At 65.1% G+C, this 18,726-nt stretch carries 18 protein-coding genes and 1 riboswitch; of the genes, 5 read left to right on the top strand and 13 right to left on the bottom strand.

Translation table 11 applies throughout. From position 1 onward, the window contains the following. Positions 1–90: 90 nt before the first annotated feature. The gene (thiD, locus tag E1H16_RS07360; protein ID WP_134323066.1) at positions 91–954 is read right to left on the bottom strand and encodes a bifunctional hydroxymethylpyrimidine kinase/phosphomethylpyrimidine kinase; all 864 of its coding nucleotides are present in this window, start codon (positions 952–954) and stop codon (positions 91–93) included. Positions 955–984: 30 nt separating this feature from the next. Further along, positions 985–1,092: riboswitch (TPP riboswitch) on the top strand. On the opposite strand from thiD, the gene thiC reads away from it, so the two are divergent. The 4 genes from thiC to E1H16_RS07340 all read left to right on the top strand — a co-directional run bounded on the left by thiC (position 1,090) and on the right by E1H16_RS07340 (position 5,645). Continuing rightward, complete coding sequence (thiC, locus tag E1H16_RS07355) at positions 1,090–2,820, top strand: phosphomethylpyrimidine synthase ThiC (protein ID WP_134323065.1); 1,731 nt, start codon at positions 1,090–1,092, stop codon at positions 2,818–2,820. (Overlaps the previous riboswitch by 3 nt.) Before the next feature lie 4 nt (positions 2,821–2,824). Beyond that, a complete protein-coding gene (locus E1H16_RS07350) occupies positions 2,825–4,177 on the top strand; it encodes an MFS transporter (RefSeq protein ID WP_134323064.1) in 1,353 nt (450 codons plus the stop codon). Further along, entirely contained in the window at positions 4,174–4,986 is an 813-nt protein-coding gene (gene thiM / locus E1H16_RS07345; protein ID WP_134323063.1) for a hydroxyethylthiazole kinase, read from the top strand. Before E1H16_RS07350 ends, thiM begins: the two co-directional genes overlap by 4 nt. Next, positions 4,977–5,645, top strand: coding sequence for a thiamine phosphate synthase (locus tag E1H16_RS07340; RefSeq protein WP_134323062.1), 669 nt, complete (start codon positions 4,977–4,979; stop codon positions 5,643–5,645). The genes thiM and E1H16_RS07340 overlap by 10 nt, the downstream gene beginning before the upstream one ends. On the opposite strand, the gene nusB is transcribed toward E1H16_RS07340, so the two are convergent. Genes nusB through E1H16_RS07325 form a run of 3 tightly spaced genes read right to left on the bottom strand, consistent with a single transcriptional unit; the run spans position 5,634 to position 7,742 of the window. Next, positions 5,634–6,044, bottom strand: coding sequence for a transcription antitermination factor NusB (gene nusB / locus E1H16_RS07335; RefSeq protein ID WP_134323061.1), 411 nt, complete (start codon positions 6,042–6,044; stop codon positions 5,634–5,636). The genes E1H16_RS07340 and nusB overlap by 12 nt on opposite strands. Further along, positions 6,044–6,607 carry an elongation factor P gene (gene efp / locus E1H16_RS07330; RefSeq protein ID WP_134323060.1) on the bottom strand — a complete coding sequence of 188 codons (564 nt, stop codon included), beginning with the start codon at positions 6,605–6,607 and terminating at the stop codon, positions 6,044–6,046. The genes nusB and efp overlap by 1 nt, the downstream gene beginning before the upstream one ends. A 25-nt stretch (positions 6,608–6,632) precedes the next feature. Beyond that, positions 6,633–7,742 carry a M24 family metallopeptidase gene (locus E1H16_RS07325; RefSeq protein WP_134323059.1) on the bottom strand — a complete coding sequence of 370 codons (1,110 nt, stop codon included), beginning with the start codon at positions 7,740–7,742 and terminating at the stop codon, positions 6,633–6,635. A 173-nt stretch (positions 7,743–7,915) separates the two neighbouring features. Between E1H16_RS07325 and E1H16_RS07320 the strand changes: the two genes are divergently transcribed. Continuing rightward, the gene (locus tag E1H16_RS07320; RefSeq protein WP_166741662.1) at positions 7,916–9,649 is read left to right on the top strand and encodes a PHA/PHB synthase family protein; all 1,734 of its coding nucleotides are present in this window, start codon (positions 7,916–7,918) and stop codon (positions 9,647–9,649) included. Positions 9,650–9,678: 29 nt separating this feature from the next. Here the strand turns inward: E1H16_RS07320 and aroQ are convergent, their stop codons facing one another. From aroQ to alaS, 9 genes are all read right to left on the bottom strand, one after another. Further along, positions 9,679–10,113, bottom strand: coding sequence for a type II 3-dehydroquinate dehydratase (gene aroQ, locus E1H16_RS07315; RefSeq protein WP_243837763.1), 435 nt, complete (start codon positions 10,111–10,113; stop codon positions 9,679–9,681). After that, complete coding sequence (gene aroB, locus E1H16_RS07310) at positions 10,110–11,192, bottom strand: 3-dehydroquinate synthase (RefSeq protein ID WP_243837761.1); 1,083 nt, start codon at positions 11,190–11,192, stop codon at positions 10,110–10,112. Before aroB ends, aroQ begins: the two co-directional genes overlap by 4 nt. Next, a complete protein-coding gene (locus E1H16_RS07305) occupies positions 11,189–11,698 on the bottom strand; it encodes a shikimate kinase (protein WP_134323056.1) in 510 nt (169 codons plus the stop codon). The genes aroB and E1H16_RS07305 overlap by 4 nt, the downstream gene beginning before the upstream one ends. After that, the gene (gene aroC / locus E1H16_RS07300; protein ID WP_134323055.1) at positions 11,695–12,873 is read right to left on the bottom strand and encodes a chorismate synthase; all 1,179 of its coding nucleotides are present in this window, start codon (positions 12,871–12,873) and stop codon (positions 11,695–11,697) included. Before aroC ends, E1H16_RS07305 begins: the two co-directional genes overlap by 4 nt. A gap of 42 nt (positions 12,874–12,915) precedes the next feature. After that, complete coding sequence (locus E1H16_RS07295) at positions 12,916–13,422, bottom strand: prepilin peptidase (protein WP_134323054.1); 507 nt, start codon at positions 13,420–13,422, stop codon at positions 12,916–12,918. Beyond that, positions 13,419–14,258 (bottom strand): shikimate dehydrogenase, encoded by an 840-nt coding sequence (locus tag E1H16_RS07290; RefSeq protein ID WP_134323053.1) that lies wholly within the window; start codon positions 14,256–14,258, stop codon positions 13,419–13,421. Before E1H16_RS07290 ends, E1H16_RS07295 begins: the two co-directional genes overlap by 4 nt. Positions 14,259–14,264: 6 nt before the next feature. Continuing rightward, a complete protein-coding gene (mltG, locus tag E1H16_RS07285) occupies positions 14,265–15,449 on the bottom strand; it encodes an endolytic transglycosylase MltG (protein ID WP_166741661.1) in 1,185 nt (394 codons plus the stop codon). Between the two features lie 119 nt (positions 15,450–15,568). Then, entirely contained in the window at positions 15,569–16,027 is a 459-nt protein-coding gene (gene ruvX, locus E1H16_RS07280; protein ID WP_243837759.1) for a Holliday junction resolvase RuvX, read from the bottom strand. Continuing rightward, positions 16,024–18,717, bottom strand: a complete 2,694-nt coding sequence (gene alaS / locus E1H16_RS07275) for an alanine--tRNA ligase (RefSeq protein ID WP_134323051.1) — start codon at positions 18,715–18,717, stop codon at positions 16,024–16,026. Before alaS ends, ruvX begins: the two co-directional genes overlap by 4 nt. Positions 18,718–18,726: the final 9 nt, after the last annotated feature.

Genomic DNA, 18,726 nt, shown 5'->3' with positions numbered 1-18,726 from the left:
CAGGTAACGCGTTGGCGGTCGGCTATGCGCGCCAACTGCCAGCGGCAGTCAGCTTGATGGTGGCCGGTGGGCGATTGCACTGCGAGCGACTCAGTGCCAGCGTGGCTGCTCGTGGAAGTGATGGACCGGACCTGAACCAGAACCGACATGCAGATCCTCGCCGTGTCGTAATGCCTCGGTCAGCCACGCCTTCGCCTCACGGACCGCTGGCAACCATTCCGGGTGGCGCCCTCGCAATGCGGCGATCGCTGAGCTCAGTGTGCAGCCTGTCCCATGCGTTGCGGTTGACTCGATGCGAACAGCGTCCAGTCGCGCGAGCCCCGAAGAATCCATTCGCGACGAATCTGCCCAGATGTCCGTGCACTCCGGAGCATCCAGGTGTCCACCTTTCAGCAATACTCGCGATGCGCCGCTCTCAAGGAGCATTAGCGCCTGATTCTCCATCTCTGCAACGGAAGTGGCCATCGGTCGATCGAGAAGCACGCCGGCCTCGGGAATGTTCGGCGTAATGACAGCGGCCCGCGGCACCAACGCCCGAACGGCGTCGATCGCATCGTCGGCAAGTAGTTTGGACCCGGTCGTCGACACCATCACCGGATCAAGCACCACCGGCACCCGCGCGAGCGGTCCGTCATAGAGCAGATCCCCTACGACAGAGGCGATCGAGGCCGATGCCAACATGCCGATCTTCACGACGTCCACGCGCACATCAGCAACGAGCGTCTCGAGTTGCGCACGCACCACTCCGACCGGGATCTCATGCACCAGACGCACCCCTTGGGTCGACTGCGCCGTCAACGCCGTGATCACACAGGTGCCGTACGCGCCGAGCGCGCTGAAGGTCTTGAGGTCGGCCTGAATACCCGCCCCGCCAGACGGGTCGGATCCGGCGATCGACAAGGCGATCGGCGGCTTGGGCAGTGGGGCGTTGAGTGCGTGATCAGCGGGGGCCATGTCCGCACTCTAACCACAGTGGTTACCATCGAGGCACCCCACGGGAGCCCGGGCACGGGCTGAGATCGGACTGACGCCGTCCGGACCGTTCGAACCTGTCCGGGTCATACCGGCGAAGGAAGAGGAGGCGCCGAAGTGCGTACCCCACATCAGTCCGAAGTCCATCCCCAGCACCGCGCGGTCACCGTCGGCGACTTGCAAGTGCCGATGACTGCCATCAGCCTCGCCGACAGTCCCGACGGCACGCCCAACGACGACGTGCTGATCTACCGCACCAGCGGGCCCGGCTCCGATCCACGGGTCGGCCTGTCGGACGTGCGCGGGGCGTGGATCGCGGCCCGAGGCGACGTCGAGCCGTATGCCGGCCGAGGGCGAAACCTTGCGGACGACGGGCGGGCAGCTGTGCGCCGCGGCGAAGCCTCCCAGGCCTGGCGCGGTACGCGCCGTACCCCGATGCGTTCGACACCAGGGCGCACGGTGACTCAGATGCACTACGCCCGCCGCGGGGAGATCACCCCCGAGATGCGATTTGTGGCGTTCCGCGAGGGATGCAATCCAGAGCTGGTGCGCAGCGAAATCGCGGCGGGTCGCGCAATCATCCCCGCAAATATCAACCATCCCGAGTCCGAACCCATGATCATTGGTCGTGCATTCCTGACCAAGATCAACGCGAACATCGGCAATTCGGCCGTCACCTCTTCGATCGATGAGGAAGTCGAGAAACTCACCTGGGCGACTCGTTGGGGCGCTGACACCGTCATGGATCTCTCCACCGGCAATGACATCCACACCACCCGCGAATGGATTGTCCGCAATAGCCCGGTTCCGATTGGCACCGTGCCGATCTACCAAGCCCTGGAAAAGGTGGATGGGGACCAGAGCGCGCTGACCTGGGAGATTTTCCGCGATACGGTCCTGGAGCAATGTGAACAAGGCGTGGACTACATGACCATCCACGCGGGCGTTCGGCTGGCCTACGTGCCACTCACCGCCGACCGCGTCACCGGGATCGTCTCTCGTGGCGGCTCTATCATGGCCGGATGGTGCCTAGCTCATCACGAGGAATCATTTCTATATACGCATTTCGACGAACTGTGCGAGATCTTCGCGCGGTATGACGTTGCGTTCTCCCTCGGCGACGGTCTGCGTCCGGGGTCGATTGCCGATGCCAACGACCCCGCTCAATTGGCCGAACTACGCACGCTCGGCGAACTCACCGCCCGAGCATGGGAGTATGACGTTCAGGTGATGGTCGAAGGTCCGGGACACGTCCCGCTGCACTTGGTCAAGGAGAACGTGGACCTGGAACAAGAGTGGTGCCACGGTGCACCGTTTTACACCCTCGGCCCGCTGGTCACCGACATCGCACCGGGCTATGACCACATCACCTCCGCGATCGGCGCCGCGACCATTGCGCAGCACGGCACGGCAATGCTGTGTTACGTCACGCCGAAGGAGCACCTTGGGCTGCCGAACAGGGACGACGTGAAGACTGGCGTCATCACCTACAAGATCGCCGCGCACGCGGCAGACCTCGCGAAAGGGCACCCACGCGCCAGGGAGCGCGACGACGCGCTCAGCAAGGCGCGGTTCGAGTTCCGCTGGCATGATCAGTTCGCGCTCTCCCTCGACCCAGAGACCGCGGCCAACTTCCACGACGAAACATTGCCCGCGGAGCCAGCAAAAACGGCACATTTCTGCTCGATGTGTGGGCCAAAGTTCTGTTCGATGCGCATCAGCCAAGACATCCGCGACGCATACGGCTCAGCCCAGGAGCAGCGCGCCGCAATCGAAGCCGGGTTGGCGGCGAAATCGCGCGAGTTTGTTGAACTGGGCGCAAGCGTCTACGTCGACGAGGCTCGGTAACCCGATGAGCCTTGTCCCCGGTCTCCCCGCGCCCGGACGCGCCGCCGTTCGCGCTGGAGTCGTCGGCAACTTCGTCGATCAAATCAACATCTTCCTCCCCGTGGTGGCCCTCGCACCTGCGTTGGCGACACTGGCTGGTCCGCACGCTGGCGTCACGGCCGGCGCGGTGGTTATCGTCGCCACGCTGTTGGGCAGACCGATCGGCGCGATGATCTTCGGCCGTATTGCCGACCGGATCGGTCGCACCAGAACGACCAAGATCGCGATCGCCGGTACAGCCGCGTGTAGCCTCGCAATCGCCGCTGTGCCGGGACATCAGCACATCGGGGTGTGGGCGATCACCGCGGTCATCGCGTTACGTTTCGTCGGCGGCGCGTTCCTCGCCGGCGAATACACCTCAGCGATCCCGCTGGCGATGGAGTGGTCGGTGCCGCGACGTCGCGGCCTGGTTTCCGGCTTGATCATGTCGATGGCAGCATGGGCGCAATCAGCGATCGCGTTCGCCACGATAGGTCTGATCGCGCTGCTAGGAATCGGGGCGTACGCCGACTACGGGTGGCGCTTCGCGTTCGCGGCCGGCGGTATAGCCAGTCTGCTGCTACTGGCCTACTACTCAAAGCAAGTCGCAGATGCTCCGCAGGTCACCGCCGAACGGGCGATCGCCGACCGCGCGCGCACCGGCGCTCGCGCTGGACTACGCGCAGTGTTGATCGGTCAGTACGCGGGCGCGTTCTGGCAGGTATTCGCCTTGATGAGCGGCTTATGGTTGATGACCAACATGGTGGTCATCGCGGTGACTGGGCGGCTGGAGACCGACCTGAGTCTCGACTCCGACAATGTGGCGCTGATGATGGGGGTCGCATCCATCGCCCAAGCAGTCGTCATGGCCACGACCGGGCACCTGTCGAGCCGGCTGGGTCGCCGCCGGTTCTTCATCGGTTGGGGCCTTCTCGCCGCCGTCGCTGGTCCGCTGGTCTGGACGTTGACGCTCGCGACAGAGGCAATACCCGCGATATATGGAATCGCGCTGCTACAGATCGTTACTGTGTGCGGGTACGGACCGGTCGGCGCGTACCTATCCGAACGGTTTGAAGCCCATGTACGCTCCACCGGCTACGGGACGGCGTACTCGTTGTCGATCGTGCTCCCCGCGCTGTGGCCATGGTGGTTGCCAATTCTGGAAGACATCCTGGGACGAAACGGGTCCGTCATCACGGTGCTAGCGGTCGCCGGTCTGCTGGTCGCGGGATGCGGCGCACTTGGACCTCGATTGTCTCCAGATGACCTCGACCGGGATGTCGAAGCCGTGGCGCGGATGCCCCAGCGAGAGCACAAACCCGTTAGCGTGCAGTCATGACCAACGATCGAGTCGCCCGAGACGACATCGCCGCAATCATCAACGCGGTTCGGGAACGACGTCCCTTGGTACATGCCTTCAGCGCAGCTGTGACCGCGCCCATCGTTGCCGACGGCCTACTAGCCGCCGGCGCGCGACCGATGATGACAGACACCGCGACGGAAGCGCCCACCGTGACCGACGCTGCCGATGCACTGCTGATCAATGTCGGCTGCCTCAGTAGTGACGCCGCAGCCGGGATCCGCCCCACCCTCCGCGCGGCACAACGCGCAGCTATCCCGTGGATCCTCGACCCCGCAGCGATCGGTCGCGCTCCGGTGCGCACACCATTGGCCCGCGAGCTCCTCACCCTCGGACCGGCTGCCGTACGCGGCAACGGCTCCGAGGTGCTCGCCCTGGCCGACGGCGGGCCCGGCGGTAGTGGCGCGGACAGCACCGTCAGCGCACAGTCCGCTGACGGTGCGGCTCGCCAACTCGCCGACCGGTATCACTGCGTTCTTGCTGTCTCCGGGGCCGTTGATGTCATCACCGACGGAGCTCAGACCGTGCACATCGCTAGCGGCCTGCCGATGCTGACCCGGGTGATCGGCACAGGTTGCCTGTTGGGCGCACTGACCGCCGCGTGCGTAGCCGTCGCACCCCACACGTCGGCGTTCGGTGCGGTCCTCGCCGCCACGGCCCTGTTGACCGTGGCGTCCGAGCGCTGCGGCGGACGTGGGCCGGGCAGCTTTCGCATCGCGCTCCTGGATGCGCTGTATGAATCCAATCCCAGTGATATCAGCAAAGAAGTGTCGCTGCGATGGGCATGATCGACTGGCGCCTGTACCTTGTCACGTCCGGGTCCGGTCCGGAAGTGGTCGCCACCGCACAGGCCGCGGCAGGCGCTGGAGCCGGGCTCATCCAAGTGCGCTGCAAGTCGGCCCCAGCCACCGAACTACTCGCCCTGGTGCTCGCGGTGGCTGAGGTCGTCAACGCGACGTCACCGTCGACCCGCGTACTGGTGAACGACCGGGTCGATGTGGCCCATGCGGCCCGGCTACGAGGTGCACCAGTGCATGGCGTGCACTTGGGTCAGGACGACTTACCGGTCGCCGATGCCCGCGCGATCCTCGGCAGCGACGCACTCATCGGGCTTACGGCCGGAACGGTCGAGATGATCAAGGAGGCCCAGTCACGCACCGGCGCCGCACGTCCGGATTACTTAGGTAGCGGTCCTTTTCGCCCCACACCGACCAAGAACGTCGGTCGTACGCCGATCGGACTGTACGGATACCCTGCGCGTGTGGCGGCCACCGATCTCCCGGTGATCGCGATCGGCGATGTACGCCAAGACGATATCGGTTACCTCGCGCGCACCGGCCTCGCCGGCGTGGCTGTGGTCCGCGAGATCATGCACGCTGCCGATCCCGGCGCGGCGGCAACCGAATGCCTCCGCGCCTGGGATCGAGGAGCGCGCTCAGATTGCTAGATCGGGTTTAACCTGCATGAGCCGGCCCAGCAGTCCGTTCACAAACTTCGGTGAATCATCCGTGGACAGCAGTTTGGCCAGTTCCACCGCTTCGTCGATAACGACGACATCCGGGACATCGTCAGCCCACAGCAGTTCGTAGACAGCCGTACGGATGATCGCGCGGTCGACGCCCGGCATCCGGTCGAGACTCCAGCCGTCGGCGTACGTCGAGACGAGCTCGTCGATCCGCTCGCGCCGCGCCGCCACCCCTTCGATCAACGTCAACGCGTACGGCTGGATTGGCCGCTCATCATCGACGAGGCGGTCCGCCGCCGTGGCGACCGGGTCGGCGCCACGCAGGTCGGCCTCGAACAAGATGTCGATCGCGCGCTTGCGCGCCTTAGTGCGTGCGGACACTAGCTGTTGACTCGACCTAGGTAGGAGCCATCACGGGTGTCGACCTTCAGCTTGTCGCCGGTATTGATGAACAGCGGAACCTGGATCTGCGCACCGGTCTCCATCTCGGCCGGCTTGGTGCCACCGGTGGAGCGATCGCCCTGCAGTCCTGGATCGGTGTGCTTCACCAGCAACTCCACGGACGGCGACAACTCGATGTACAACGGGACACCGTCGTGCGTCGCTACGGTCGCCTTGGTGTTCTCCAACATGTAGTTCGCCGCGTCACCGACGATCTCCGAACTGACGTTCAGCTGGTCATAGGTATCGCCGTCCATGAACACGTAATCCGTACCGTCGTTGTAGAGGTACTCCATATCGCGCCGGTCGACGTTGGCTGTCTCGACCTTGGTGCCGGCGTTGAACGTCTTGTCGACAACTTTGCCCGAGAGCACATTCTTGAGCTTGGTGCGCACGAACGCTCCACCCTTGCCGGGCTTGACGTGCTGGAACTCAACGACGGACCACAGGTTTCCGTCGAGATTGAGCACCATTCCGTTCTTCAGGTCGTTCGTCGTGGCCACTGCCAAATCCTCTCGTTGTGTGTCGCTAGAGGATGACGAGTTCTTTGCTCGTCATCGTCAGCAAGTCGGTTCGGGTCCCGCCCTCGGCGGACGCGTCCTCGTGGAGCACCAAAGTGTCCTCGATCCGTACGCCGCCACGTTCCGAGAGATAAACCCCTGGCTCGACGGTGACGCACACCCGATCCTCCAGTTTAGTCTCCGCCAGCTGGCTGAGATTAGGCGCCTCGTGGACCTCAAGCCCGACACCATGGCCGAGGCTGTGCGCAAACGTGTCGCCGTACCCCGCCGCCACGATGATGTCGCGGCTGACGGTATCGACCTCCTTACCGGTGCGCCCGACGCGAAGCGCCTGAGCACCCGCCCGCTGCGACTGCGCAACGACCTCATAGATCTCGCGCTGCCAGTCCGCCAGCGCGCCCAGGCCGAAGGTGCGAGTCATGTCCGAGTGGTACCCGCGGTATGTAGCACCGAAGTCGAACTTGACCAGATCACCGCGCTGCAACACTCGCTCGCTCGGGCTGTGGTGCGGAATGGCGGAGTTAGGGCCGCTGGCCACGATGGTTTCGAAGGACACTTCCTCCGCGCCCAGCCGGAGCATTCGAAAGTCCAGGTCGATAGCGATCTCGCGCTCGGTGCGGCCAGCGGCTATGCCGCCTGCAGCGATGAGGTCCGCGAGCGCCTGATCGGCGATAGCGGAGGCCTGTCGTAGCAGTTCGATCTCGGCATCGTCTTTGATCGCGCGGAGGCGTTCCACCGCACCGGCGATGCTGCTGAGCTGGACTCCGTCCGCAGCGTCGGCAAGCGCCTGGGCCTCGTCCACGGTCACCACATGTGTCTCATAGGCCACCGAACCCACCTTGGGGTGTAGCTCGGCCATGACCGCCTGGGCCGAGGCGCGGCCGATCAGGTGAGGTAGGTCCGGGACCTGGGTCTTGGACTGTTCTACATATCGACCATCAGTGCTGAACAGGTCGTTGGCGGGCTCTGCGCCGATGACGAGCGCCGCATTCGAACCGGTAAACCCGGTGAGGTAACGAACGTTCACGAGGTTGGTGATCAGCGCTGCTTCAACGCCCAGGGAGCGGATTTCTTCCCGCAGCAGGTCACGGCGGCGCGCAGTGTTCATCTCAGGCATTAGTCGATGCTATCCGGGTGACCGGGCACTTCCGGCTCCGCATTCACCAACCGTCCGGGGGTCGGTGACGCACGTCACTGAACTCGCGCTACGGTGATCTCACCCACATGACGGTTGGCCATGCGCTCAGCGCCGGACCGACGGCCAGGATCACGAGGTTCACGGAGGATTCCATGTCTGCGCAGCCGGAATACATCCACCCGTCCGAGATCACGAATGCCGCTGCCGCGAGCGCTGCCCACGCGCGTGCGGCCGCCGAGGAGATCGCTGAGGAGGCGTTGGGCTCAGGGATCACCGTCGCCCTCGATCCGATCCGCAGCCGCGACGTACTGAGGTTGCTCGCATCGAAGCGGGCCTTCGCTGAGGGATATCCGAAACTGCTCGGCGAATGGCTCAAAGTCGCCATCGGCATCTCGGACATCGAACTTCCCAGCAAGGACGTGTTCTACGGTGACAAACTCTGGCACAGCAACGCGCTGTACCGGCGGATTGCACAGGCGCATCTGGCTTTTGTCGATGCGTTCGAGTCGGTTACTGCACCCTCAGGCGATGACTGGAGCGATTCCGAGCGAGCGGCGTTCGTCGGGGCGATCGTCACCGGCGCGCTCTCCCCCGCCAACTTCCTACCAACGAACCCCGTCGCGCTCCGCGAAGCAATCGACACCCGTGGCGCGTCGGTGATCCGCGGTATGCGGAATTTCCTGAAGGACGTCAGCGACAACAAGGGCCTACCGTCGATGGTCGATTCGACGCCGTACACCGTGGGCGAGAACCTCGCCTGCACCCCCGGCAAGGTGATTTATCGCGAGGAGATCTTCGAACTTATCCATTACCAGCCGCAGACCCCCGAGGTACATGCCCGACCGCTGCTGTTCGTCCCGCCACAGGTCAATAAGTTCTACGTGCTCGACCTCGCCCCGGGCCGATCCATGGTCGAGTACGCCGTCTCGCAGGGCCTGAACACCTTCATGCTCATCTGGCGCAACCCCCGCAAGGATCCCGCGTTACGGCACGGCGCCTGGGGTGTAGCCGACTACACCGACGCGCTCCTTCGGGCCACCGAAATAGTCAAGTCAGTCAGTGGCTCGGCCGACCTGAACGCCGTCGGGCTGTGCGCCGGTGGGATGACCACCGCACTCGCCCAGTCATATCTCAACGCGGGCGGGGACACGTCGATCCAGAACGCGACCTACATCGTCACGATGCTGGACCCACGCAAACCCAATATGGTCACTGGCCTGGCCACCGATGAGTCGCGCGATCAGCTCGATCAGCGTTCAGCCAAGGCGAAGGTGATCGATTCCAAGGACATGGCTGCCAACTTCGCGTGGATACGGCCGAAAGACCTCGTCTTCAACTACGTCATCAACAATTGGCTGATGGGTAAGACCAGTCCGGCGTTCGATGTCTTGGCGTGGAACTGCGACGGGACGAACGTGTCCTCCACCTTCTCGCGCGACACCAACACGTTGCTCAGTGGCGGGGCGTTCACCCGGCCCGGCTCGATGGATCTGCTCGATCGTCCGATCGATATGAGCGCTGTCAAGACGGACGCGTTCATCGTTGCCGGTCAGCGCGACCACATCACCACCTGGCGCCCGTGCTATTCCACCTCGGGTCTGATCGGAGGCACCAGCGAAGTCGTGATCGTCAATAGCGGCCACATCCAGACGTTCGTCAATCCGGTGGCGGGATCGCGATACAAGTACTGGACCGCAGCAGGCAGCGGCGGGGACCCCGATCAGTGGCTATCGAACGCCGAACAGGTCGATGGCTCGTGGTGGCCCAAGTGGAGCGAGTGGATCACCGCCCGCTCGGGTCCGATGCGTCGTGCGGCGACGGATCTCGGCAACCGCGACTACCCACCGATCCAGGACGCGCCAGGAACTTACGTCCACGAGAAGTAGCTCGCTGCGGATGGGTAACCGCTGAGGTGCTAGGCGGTGAATCGAACGATCGCCTGGATCGCGTCCGCGTACCCTTCAACGCCGAGCCCAGCGATGACGCCACGGGCGACCGGGCTGATCACCGACGTATGCCGAAACTCCTCGCGGGCGTGGATGTTGCTGATATGCACCTCGACCAACGGCGCGGTGAGCATCTCACAGGCATCGCGCAGCGCGTACGAGTAATGCCCCCACGCGGCCGGGTTCAGCACCACCGGCGTCTCGAGATCGGCGGCTTCGTGCAGCCAGTCGATCATCTCCGCCTCGTCGTTGGTCTGCCGAACTTCGATCGTGCGGCCGACGGCCTCCCCGACGTCCATGCAGTATTCGACGAGATCCTCGTACGTCCCCTTGCCGTAGATGGAAGGCTCGCGCACTCCAAGCCGGTTCAGATTGGGGCCGTTGAGGACCAGGATCTCGCTCACTGCGTTGCCTTTCCGCTGACGGTGGAGAATGCCGCAATCAGGGCATCTTCCGGTGGGCTGTCCATGATCCGCGGCACTGCGAGTTCATCCAGGACGACGAATCGCAGCCGCGAGCCACGCGACTTCTTGTCGACGGCCATCGTCGCACGCAGGTGCTCCCAATCGACTCCGTCGTACGACGTGGGAAGCCCCACACCGGCAATCACGCGGCGGTGTCGATCGGCCGTCACATCGTCCAACGAGCCGGCGAGACGGCCGAGTTCCGCGGCGAACAACATCCCGACCGCCACGGCGTCCCCGTGCCGCCAGGTGTAATTCTCGGACTTCTCGATCGCGTGACCGAGCGTGTGCCCGTAGTTCAAGATCTCACGCAGGCCCTGCTCGGTGAGGTCTGCCCCGACCACGCGAGCCTTGACTGCTACAGCGCGTTGAATGATCTCCTGGGTGAACGGCGCCCTCGGGGTTCCGGCGGCAGCAAGGTCGCTCTCGATCAGGTCCAGAATTACCGGGTCAGCGATGAACCCGGCCTTGACGACCTCCGCCAAACCGGCGATGTAGTCCGCGCGCGGCAGGGTCTCGAGCACCGCCAACTCACACAGCACACCGACCGGCGGATAGAACGCGCCGACCAGATTCTTTCCGGCCGACGTATTGATTGCGGTCTTCCCGCCGACTGCAGCATCGACCATCCCCAGCAGTGTCGTCGGCACATGCACGACCCGTACGCCGCGCAGCCATGCCGCAGCGACCCATCCGCCGAGGTCCGTCACTGCGCCGCCACCGACGGTCACCACGGCATCATTGCGCGTGAACCCGGCGGCGCCCAGCGCCTCCCAGCACTCGCCCGCTACCGACAGTTGCTTACCGGCCTCGGCGTCCGGGACGACGATCGGGAGCACCTGGAAACCACTGCTGCGTAACGTGTCGAACACACCCGAGGCGTACGCCGCCAGCGAGTCGGTGTGCACGACGGCGACGCGGTCGGCGCCGCTGAGCATCTGCGGCAACTCGCGCATCAGGCCGTCGCCGATGACTACGTCGTACGGAGAAGCTCCATCAACCGTCACTCGAACGCTCACGATCGCGCCTCCAGGAAATCGGCCAAGCCTTCGGCGATTTCGTCCGCCGACCGCCCGGCCGTGTCGACCTCGATGGTGCTCACTTCGTCGTACAACGGTGTGCGCTGATCCAGCAGGAATTTCATCGTGGCGCGCGGGTTCATCGCCAGGACGGGACGGTTAGCACCCAAGCCGACCCGGCTCGCTGCGTCGGCGGCCGAGACCACCAGCCACACCACGGTGTGCCCACGCAATGCCTCGCGGGTGCGCTCGTCCAGCACCGCGCCGCCGCCGAGCGACAGTACGCCGGAGTGTTCGGCCAACGCGTCGAGCACGCCCTGGTGCTCCAATTCGCGGAAGTACGGCTCACCGTCGTCCACGAAGATGTCGCTGATCGGTTTGCCCTGCGCTGCCTCGATATCGTGGTCGACATCGCGGAACGCAACGCCAAGTCGCTGGGCCAACTTCAATCCCACGGTGGTCTTGCCCGAGCCGGGCGCCCCGACGAGTACGACGAGCCCGCTCACACGACGTCCATGTTCGCCAGGTACGTGGTGATGTTGCGGCGCGTTTCGCCCACGCTGTCGCCGCCGAACTTCTCCACGATCGCGTTCGCTAACTCGATCGCCACCATCGCCTCGGCCACGACACCGGCGGCGGGCACCGCGCACACGTCAGACCGCTGATTAATCGCGACGGCCTTCTCACCGGTGGAGATGTCGACGGTGTCCAATGCGCGCGGGACCGTCGAGATCGGCTTCATCGCGGCGCGCACCCGCAGTGGCTCGCCATTGGTCATCCCGCCCTCGATACCGCCGGCGCGGTTCGTGCGGCGCGCGATGTGCCCATCGGGCGACTCGATCTCATCGTGTGCGGCCGAACCTCGGCGGCGCGCAGTCTCGAAGCCGTCCCCGACCTCGACGCCCTTGATCGCCTGAATGCCCATCAGCGCTGCTGCCAGGCGCGCATCCAGTCGGCGATCCCAGTGCACATATGACCCGATCCCGATCGGCAGGCCGCTGACGACGACCTCCACGACGCCACCGATGGTGTCGCCGGCCTTACGGGTGTCATCGATTTCGGCGACCATCCGATCGCTGGTGTCGTCGTCCAGGCAGCGAGCCGGGCTCGCATCGACCTTCGCCAGTTCCGACGGCTGCGGAATCAACCCGTCGGGCGCCTTCACCGTGCCCAACTCGACCACGTGGCTGATCACCTCGACGTCGGCAACAGCGCGCAGGAACGACTTAGCGACGGTTCCCAGCGCCACCCGGGCCGCGGTCTCGCGCGCGCTCGCTCGTTCGAGCACCGGACGGGCGTCGTCGAACCCGTACTTTTGGATCCCCGCGAGGTCGGCGTGGCCGGGTCGCGGGCGAGTCAGCGGAGCATTTCGGGCTTGAGCGGCGAGCACGTCGGCGTCAACCGGATCGGCCGCCATCACCGTTTCCCACTTGGGCCATTCGGTGTTCGCCACGTGTACCGCGATCGGGGAGCCAAGAGTACGACCGTGCCGGACACCACCGGCGATCGTGACTTCGTCCTGCTCAAACTTCATCCGGGCGCCGCGGCCGTAGCCCAGTCGGCGCCGCGCGAGTTCGTCCTGAATCGCGGACGTCGTGATTGGCACGTCGGCCGGCATCCCCTCGATAATTGCCGTGAGGATGGGGCCATGGGATTCACCAGCGGTAAGCCAACGCAGCATTAGGGCATTCTCCCATTTACCGACGCGACGCGTCGTGCAGGGTCAGCGCCCACCGGCGGCCGCGGCCACCATCATCGTGATGTACACGGTCCACCACGCGAGAATGATCGGCGGACCGAAAGCGATGTGGCGTTTTAGCCACGGGACCTCCGGATCGGTGGCGCGATCCAGCCTCGGCGCGAGCACTAGCCACAGCAAGCTCGCCAACGCCAGCGCAAGCAGGAATAGCACCACGCTCGTCGGATCCAAGTGGCCGAGTCCGAGCCCGAGTACGCCGAACAGTTTCACGTCCCCCAGGCCCAGTCCCGTCGGTGCCAGCACCGCTAACAGGTAGCCGCCCAGCAACATCACCGCACCGGTCAGCAGCATCGGCCACCACCGCTGCCATGACCCCGAAACGAGCGCCGCGATGAACGCGACCAGCAGGATCAGCGCGGCGGCAGCACCGGTCAGGCGATTGGGCAGCCGGTGCTCACGCACGTCGTACACGATCAGCGGGATGCCGCAGGCGACCGCAACGCCGAACATCGCCACATCGGCGGCGCTCACGGCAGGGCGGCCCGCATCGCCTCAACGGACGGACGGAGTCCGGTCATCAGTCGGACCTGCTCGACGGCCTGATGCAGCAACATATGCACGCCACCGACCGCCGTAGCGCCGTCGGTCCGCGCCTGGCGTAACAGCGCCGTCTCGCCGCCGGCGTATACCGCATCCAGCACCATCTGACCGGCGCGCAGACCATGCCGAGCGATGGCATCGGCGACACCCGGCGGAACGGTGGAGGTAATGACATCGGCCTGGCGTATCGCCGCGGCCGCGGCGGCGAACGAGACCAGATCAACCCGAATGTCCAACTGCTCGCCGGTCGCCGACAACCCGGCCGCTTTCGCGAGGTTGCGAGCCACCACCGCGACAGACTGTGCCCCCATCGCGCGCAGCGCTGCCAGGGCGGCCGCCGCGGTGCCGCCGGCGCCGATGATGACGCATCGCTTCGAGGCGGCCTGCGTGAGCCCGTGCTGAGCGAACGCGCCGATGATGCCGTCGACGTCCGTGTTGTAGGCGCTCCACCCCACGACCGTCTCGTTGTCGAAACGGGGCACGAGCGTGTTTGCCGCGCCGAGCACCACGGCACGCGGATCACGCTCATCTGCGCGCGCTAGCGCTTCGGCTTTGCCGGGCATCGTGACCGACAGACCGCCGCACGCCAGGTCGTCGATTCCGTCGACGCTGAGCGCATCAACGAACCGCCCTAGTTCGCCGGCCGGAACGTCGCGACGCGTGTAACGCCATGGCAGCCCAAGGTCGGCGTACGCCGCCGTGTGCAGGGCCGGCGACAGCGAATGATCGATCGGTGAGCCGATCACCGCACACACCCGAGGCTGCATGCCGAATCAGCACCAACCCTTCTGCTGACAGACCTGCGCTGCCTCTTCGAACTCCTCGGCCGTGGTCACGAAGGCATGGTGCTGGTCATCGGAGTTCACCACGTAGTACAGCCACGACCCGTCGGCCGGATTCAACGCGCCGTCCAGCGACGGCAGCCCGACCGTGGCGATCGGCGTCGGCGGCAGGCCGGACACCACGCGCAGGTTGTACGGGTTGCTCTCGTCGTCCAAATCGGCCTGGGTGAGTTCGTTGCCCGGCTTGTCCAGGCTGTATGCGGTGGCCGCGTCGATCTGCAGCGGCATCGGCTTCTTCAGTCGGTTGTAGATCACTCGAGCGATCTTTGGCCGCTCGTCGTCCCAATACGCCTCCCGCTCGATCAGCGATGCGATCGTGAGCAGTTCGTACGGCGACTGGCCGACGGCCTTCGCGCCCTCGACGAGCCCGACCTGTGACGCGACCGCATTGAACTGAGCGACGAGCGTCTGCAGGATGCTCAGCGGCGTGTCCTCGGGGTCGAAGTTATAGGTCCCCGGCTGCAGGAAACCCTCGACGCGGCCTTTCTCCGGCGCCCACTCGGGAAGACCCAGGTTCGCGCGGTCTTCCTCGATCGCGGCCTCGAACTCCTCTGTGGTGATCCCCGTAGCTTCTTCGAGGGTGGCGAGGGTCTGCTCGACCGTCAATCCCTCCGGCAGCGTGACCTTGAGCGTCTGGATAGAGGTGGGATCGAGCATCGCCTCAAGCGCCAGGCTGGCCTTCATCTCCTTCTTCAGGGCGTACAAGCCAGGCTGCAACGCCTGCGACGCGGTGTTATCTTCCGCCGCGTCAAGGAAGGCCCGTTTGGACTTGACGACACCGGCCTCCTGCAGCGTGCCGGCGATGTCCGAGACCGTGTCGCCTTCCATGACGCGGACCGTCACCGCGTCGGTACCGGCACCGGCGTAGTCCTCAACCTCACCTATTCCGGAAAAGAGATCCTTGGCCAGGTACACAGCACCCGCCGCGATGGCAATCGCGATCAGCGCCGCGAGAATGGGCAAGATGTGCCGACGCTTCTTGCGCGGCGGCCGCCCGGATCGCGGGTGCTTTCCGTCGTCGATCTCGCCACGGATCAGCGCACCAAGGTCGTCGACCTCAGAGCCGGAATCGACGCCGTCCGCGTCGGATGGCTCGTCGTACGCATGTCGTGCCACGTGCTGATCACCGTGCTTTCGGATATCGGACCGTGGTGGGCCGGGCATTCAGAGGCCGGTGCGTAACACTAGCAACTGACCTGACGCCACCACCGGATATGGCCGCGTGCTCGTCGCGCTTACCCACGGCGCTCATCGAGCCAGGCTTGAAGCATCACCGCCGCAGCGGTCTGATCAATTACCGATCGTTGCTGCCGCGTGTTCATTCCCGCACGCTGCAATGCGCCGGCCGCGGACACCGTAGTGAAACGCTCGTCAACGCGACTGACCGGCACCGGCGCGATCGCGGCGGCAACCTGATCGGCGTACTCGTCGGCCACCTGCACGGCGCGTCCCGCGCCACCGGACAGACTCGTCGGGCGGCCGATCACGACCTCGACGGCCTCATACTCACTCACCAGCGCGGCGAGCTCAGTGATGTCGGAGCGTCCACGCTTATCACGCTTGAGCGTGGTGAGCCCGGTTGCCAACAGACCTTCCGGATCGCAGACCGCGATTCCGACCCGTACCGCGCCGGGATCCACACCGAGCCGACGTCCCCGGCTCAGCGGCACAGTGTCTGCGCCCCGATCACTCACGCGGATCCGGTGACTCGCTGGCCAACGTAGTGTTCGGCGGCCGCCAGACCGGCAGCTGCGCCAGACGGGTCAGTTCCGCCGCCCTGAGCCATATCGGGTTTGCCGCCGCCACGACCGCCCATCGGCTCGGCGAGCACCTTGATGATGTCGCCGGCCGCGAGTTGCCAGTCCCGGGCCTTCTCGTTCGTCGCCACCACGAACGAGGCGCCCTTGTCGTTGCTGGACGTCGCGGCGACCACGACCGGCCGATCTGCCGAGATACGGCCGCGGATGTCCTGTACGAGCGCTCGCAAATCGTTACCGCCGAGCCCCGCCGGAGCCTCCACTCCGACGAACGAGACGCCGAAGACGTTCTTGGCCGCATTCGCCAGTTCGGCGGCGTTGCCCAAAACAGCTTCGGACTTGAGTTTGGCGATCTCCTTCTCGGCTGCGCGCAGTCGCTCGAGTACGCCGTTGATGCGCTCAGGCAACTCCTCGCGAGGTGCCTTGAAACTCTCGGCGAGCTGGGACACCATCAGGTGCTCCTTTGCCAGGAACTGATATGCGTCGATGCCGACCAGCGCCTCAACGCGGCGAACTCCAGAGCCGATGGACGATTCCGAGACGACCTTGACCATGCCCAGTTGACCGGCGCGGGCGGCATGCGTTCCGCCGCAGAGCTCTCGGGAGTATGCCCCGCCGATCTCCACGACTCGCACCACGTCGCCGTACTTCTCACCGAACAGCGCCATCGCGCCCATCTTGCGAGCCTCATCCAGCGACGTCAGAAACGCGCCAACTTCCAGATCGTCCATCAGCATCGAGTTCACCTCGTGCTCAATGGTCTCCAGCGACTGCTCGGACACGGCGTTCGGTGTCTTGAAATCGAAACGCAGCCGGCCCGGCGCGTTCAGCGAACCGGCCTGGGTTGCCGATTCCCCCAGTTCGCCGCGCAGCGCACGGTGGATCAGGTGCGTAGCGGTGTGCGCGCGTGAAATCGCGCGGCGACGGGTCACGTCGACGATCGCGTGCGCGCTCGCCCCTCGCGCGATCTCGCCGTCGGTGACCCGGCCGCGGTGCACGATCAGCCCGCCGAGCGGCTTCTGCACGTCGGTGATCTGGATGTGCCCGCCGTCCACCTCGATCACGCCGTAATCGGGCTGCTGACCGCCGCCTTCGGCGTAGAACGGCGTGCCTTCCAGGACGATTTCAACCTCGTCGCCCTGTTTCGCGCGCTCGCTCTCGGCGCCATCGCGGATCAGTGCCGCAATCCGCGATTCTCGGGCGATCTGCTCGTATCCGCTGAACTCACTCGCGCCGAGGGTGTCGAGCAGTTTTCGGTACGCGGTCTGATCGACCGTGCCGAGTTTGCGTCCGGCCGCATCGGCCTTCGCCCGGCCACGCTGTTGCGACATTAATTCACGGAAGCCTGCTTCATCGACCTGAAGGCCCTGCTCAGCGGCCATTTCCAGGGTCAGATCGATCGGGAATCCGTACGTATCGTGCAGGGTGAAGGCCTGGTCGCCGGAAATCTGGCTGCTACCACTCTTCTTCGCGGCGCTGACCGCGGTGTCGAGGATCGTGGTGCCCTGACGCAGGGTGGAGGCGAACTGCTGCTCCTCGGCGAACGCGTAATTGGTGATCCGCTCGTAGTCGGTGGCTACCTCCGAGTACGACAACTTCATGCAGTCGCGCGCGGTGGCGAACAACTCGGGGAAGGCGTCGTCCTGGTATCCCAGCAGACGCATCGCGCGGACAGCCCTCCGCAGCATCCGGCGTAGAACGTACCCGCGGCCATCGTTCGTCGGCGTCACGCCATCCGACATCAGCATCAGGCCAGTGCGGATGTGATCGGCGACGACCCGCAACCGTACGTCGTCCTGGTGCCCGACGCCGTACCGCTTTCCGGTGAGTTCGGCGGCCTTATCGAGGATCGGGTACACCTCGTCGATCTCGTAGAGGTTGTCCACGCCCTGCAACTGGGTGGCGATCCGTTCCAGGCCGGCGCCGGTATCGATATTCTTCTGCGGCAACGCACCGACGATCTCGAACTCGTTGCCTTTGCCCAGGCCCTGTGCCGACGGCCCGCGCAGCGACTCCATGAACACCAGGTTCCACAGCTCAATGAACCGCTCATCGCCGCCGTGTGCCGGACCGCCGTCCGCACCGTGCTCGGGACCACGATCGACGAAGATCTCCGAGCTGGGACCGCACGGACCGGGCACGCCCATGTCCCAGAAATTGTCCTTGCCCAGGCGTTGCACTCGCGACGGGTCCACGCCGACTTCGCGAGTCCAAATATCGGCGGCCTCATCGTCCGAGGTGTGCACGGTGACCCACAGATCCCGCTCGGCGAACCCCAGCCCGCCCTCGGATTGCGGCTTGGTCATCAGCTCCCAGGCGAATGAGATCGCCCCAGCCTTGAAGTAGTCCCCAAAGGAGAAGTTGCCGCACATCTGGAAGAACGAGCCGTGTCGACTCGTCTTGCCGACCTCCTCGATATCGAGCGTGCGCACGCACTTCTGGACGCTCGTGGCGCGAGCGTACGGCGCGGTCTGCTCACCGAGGAAATAAGGCTTGAACGGCACCATGCCGGCATTTACCAGCAGCAGCGTCGGATCATCGCTGATCAGACTCGCGCTGGGCACGATGGTGTGGCCGTTGTTCTCGAAGTAGTTGAGGAACCGAGAACGTATCTGGGAGGTTTGCATGCTGGTTAC

This window comes from Cumulibacter soli (genome assembly GCF_004382795.1).
Classification (GTDB): Bacteria; Actinomycetota; Actinomycetes; order Mycobacteriales; family Antricoccaceae; genus Cumulibacter; species Cumulibacter soli.
The sequence above is the reverse complement of the archived record's forward strand: the minus strand, read 5'-3'. Positions and strand labels throughout refer to the sequence as shown.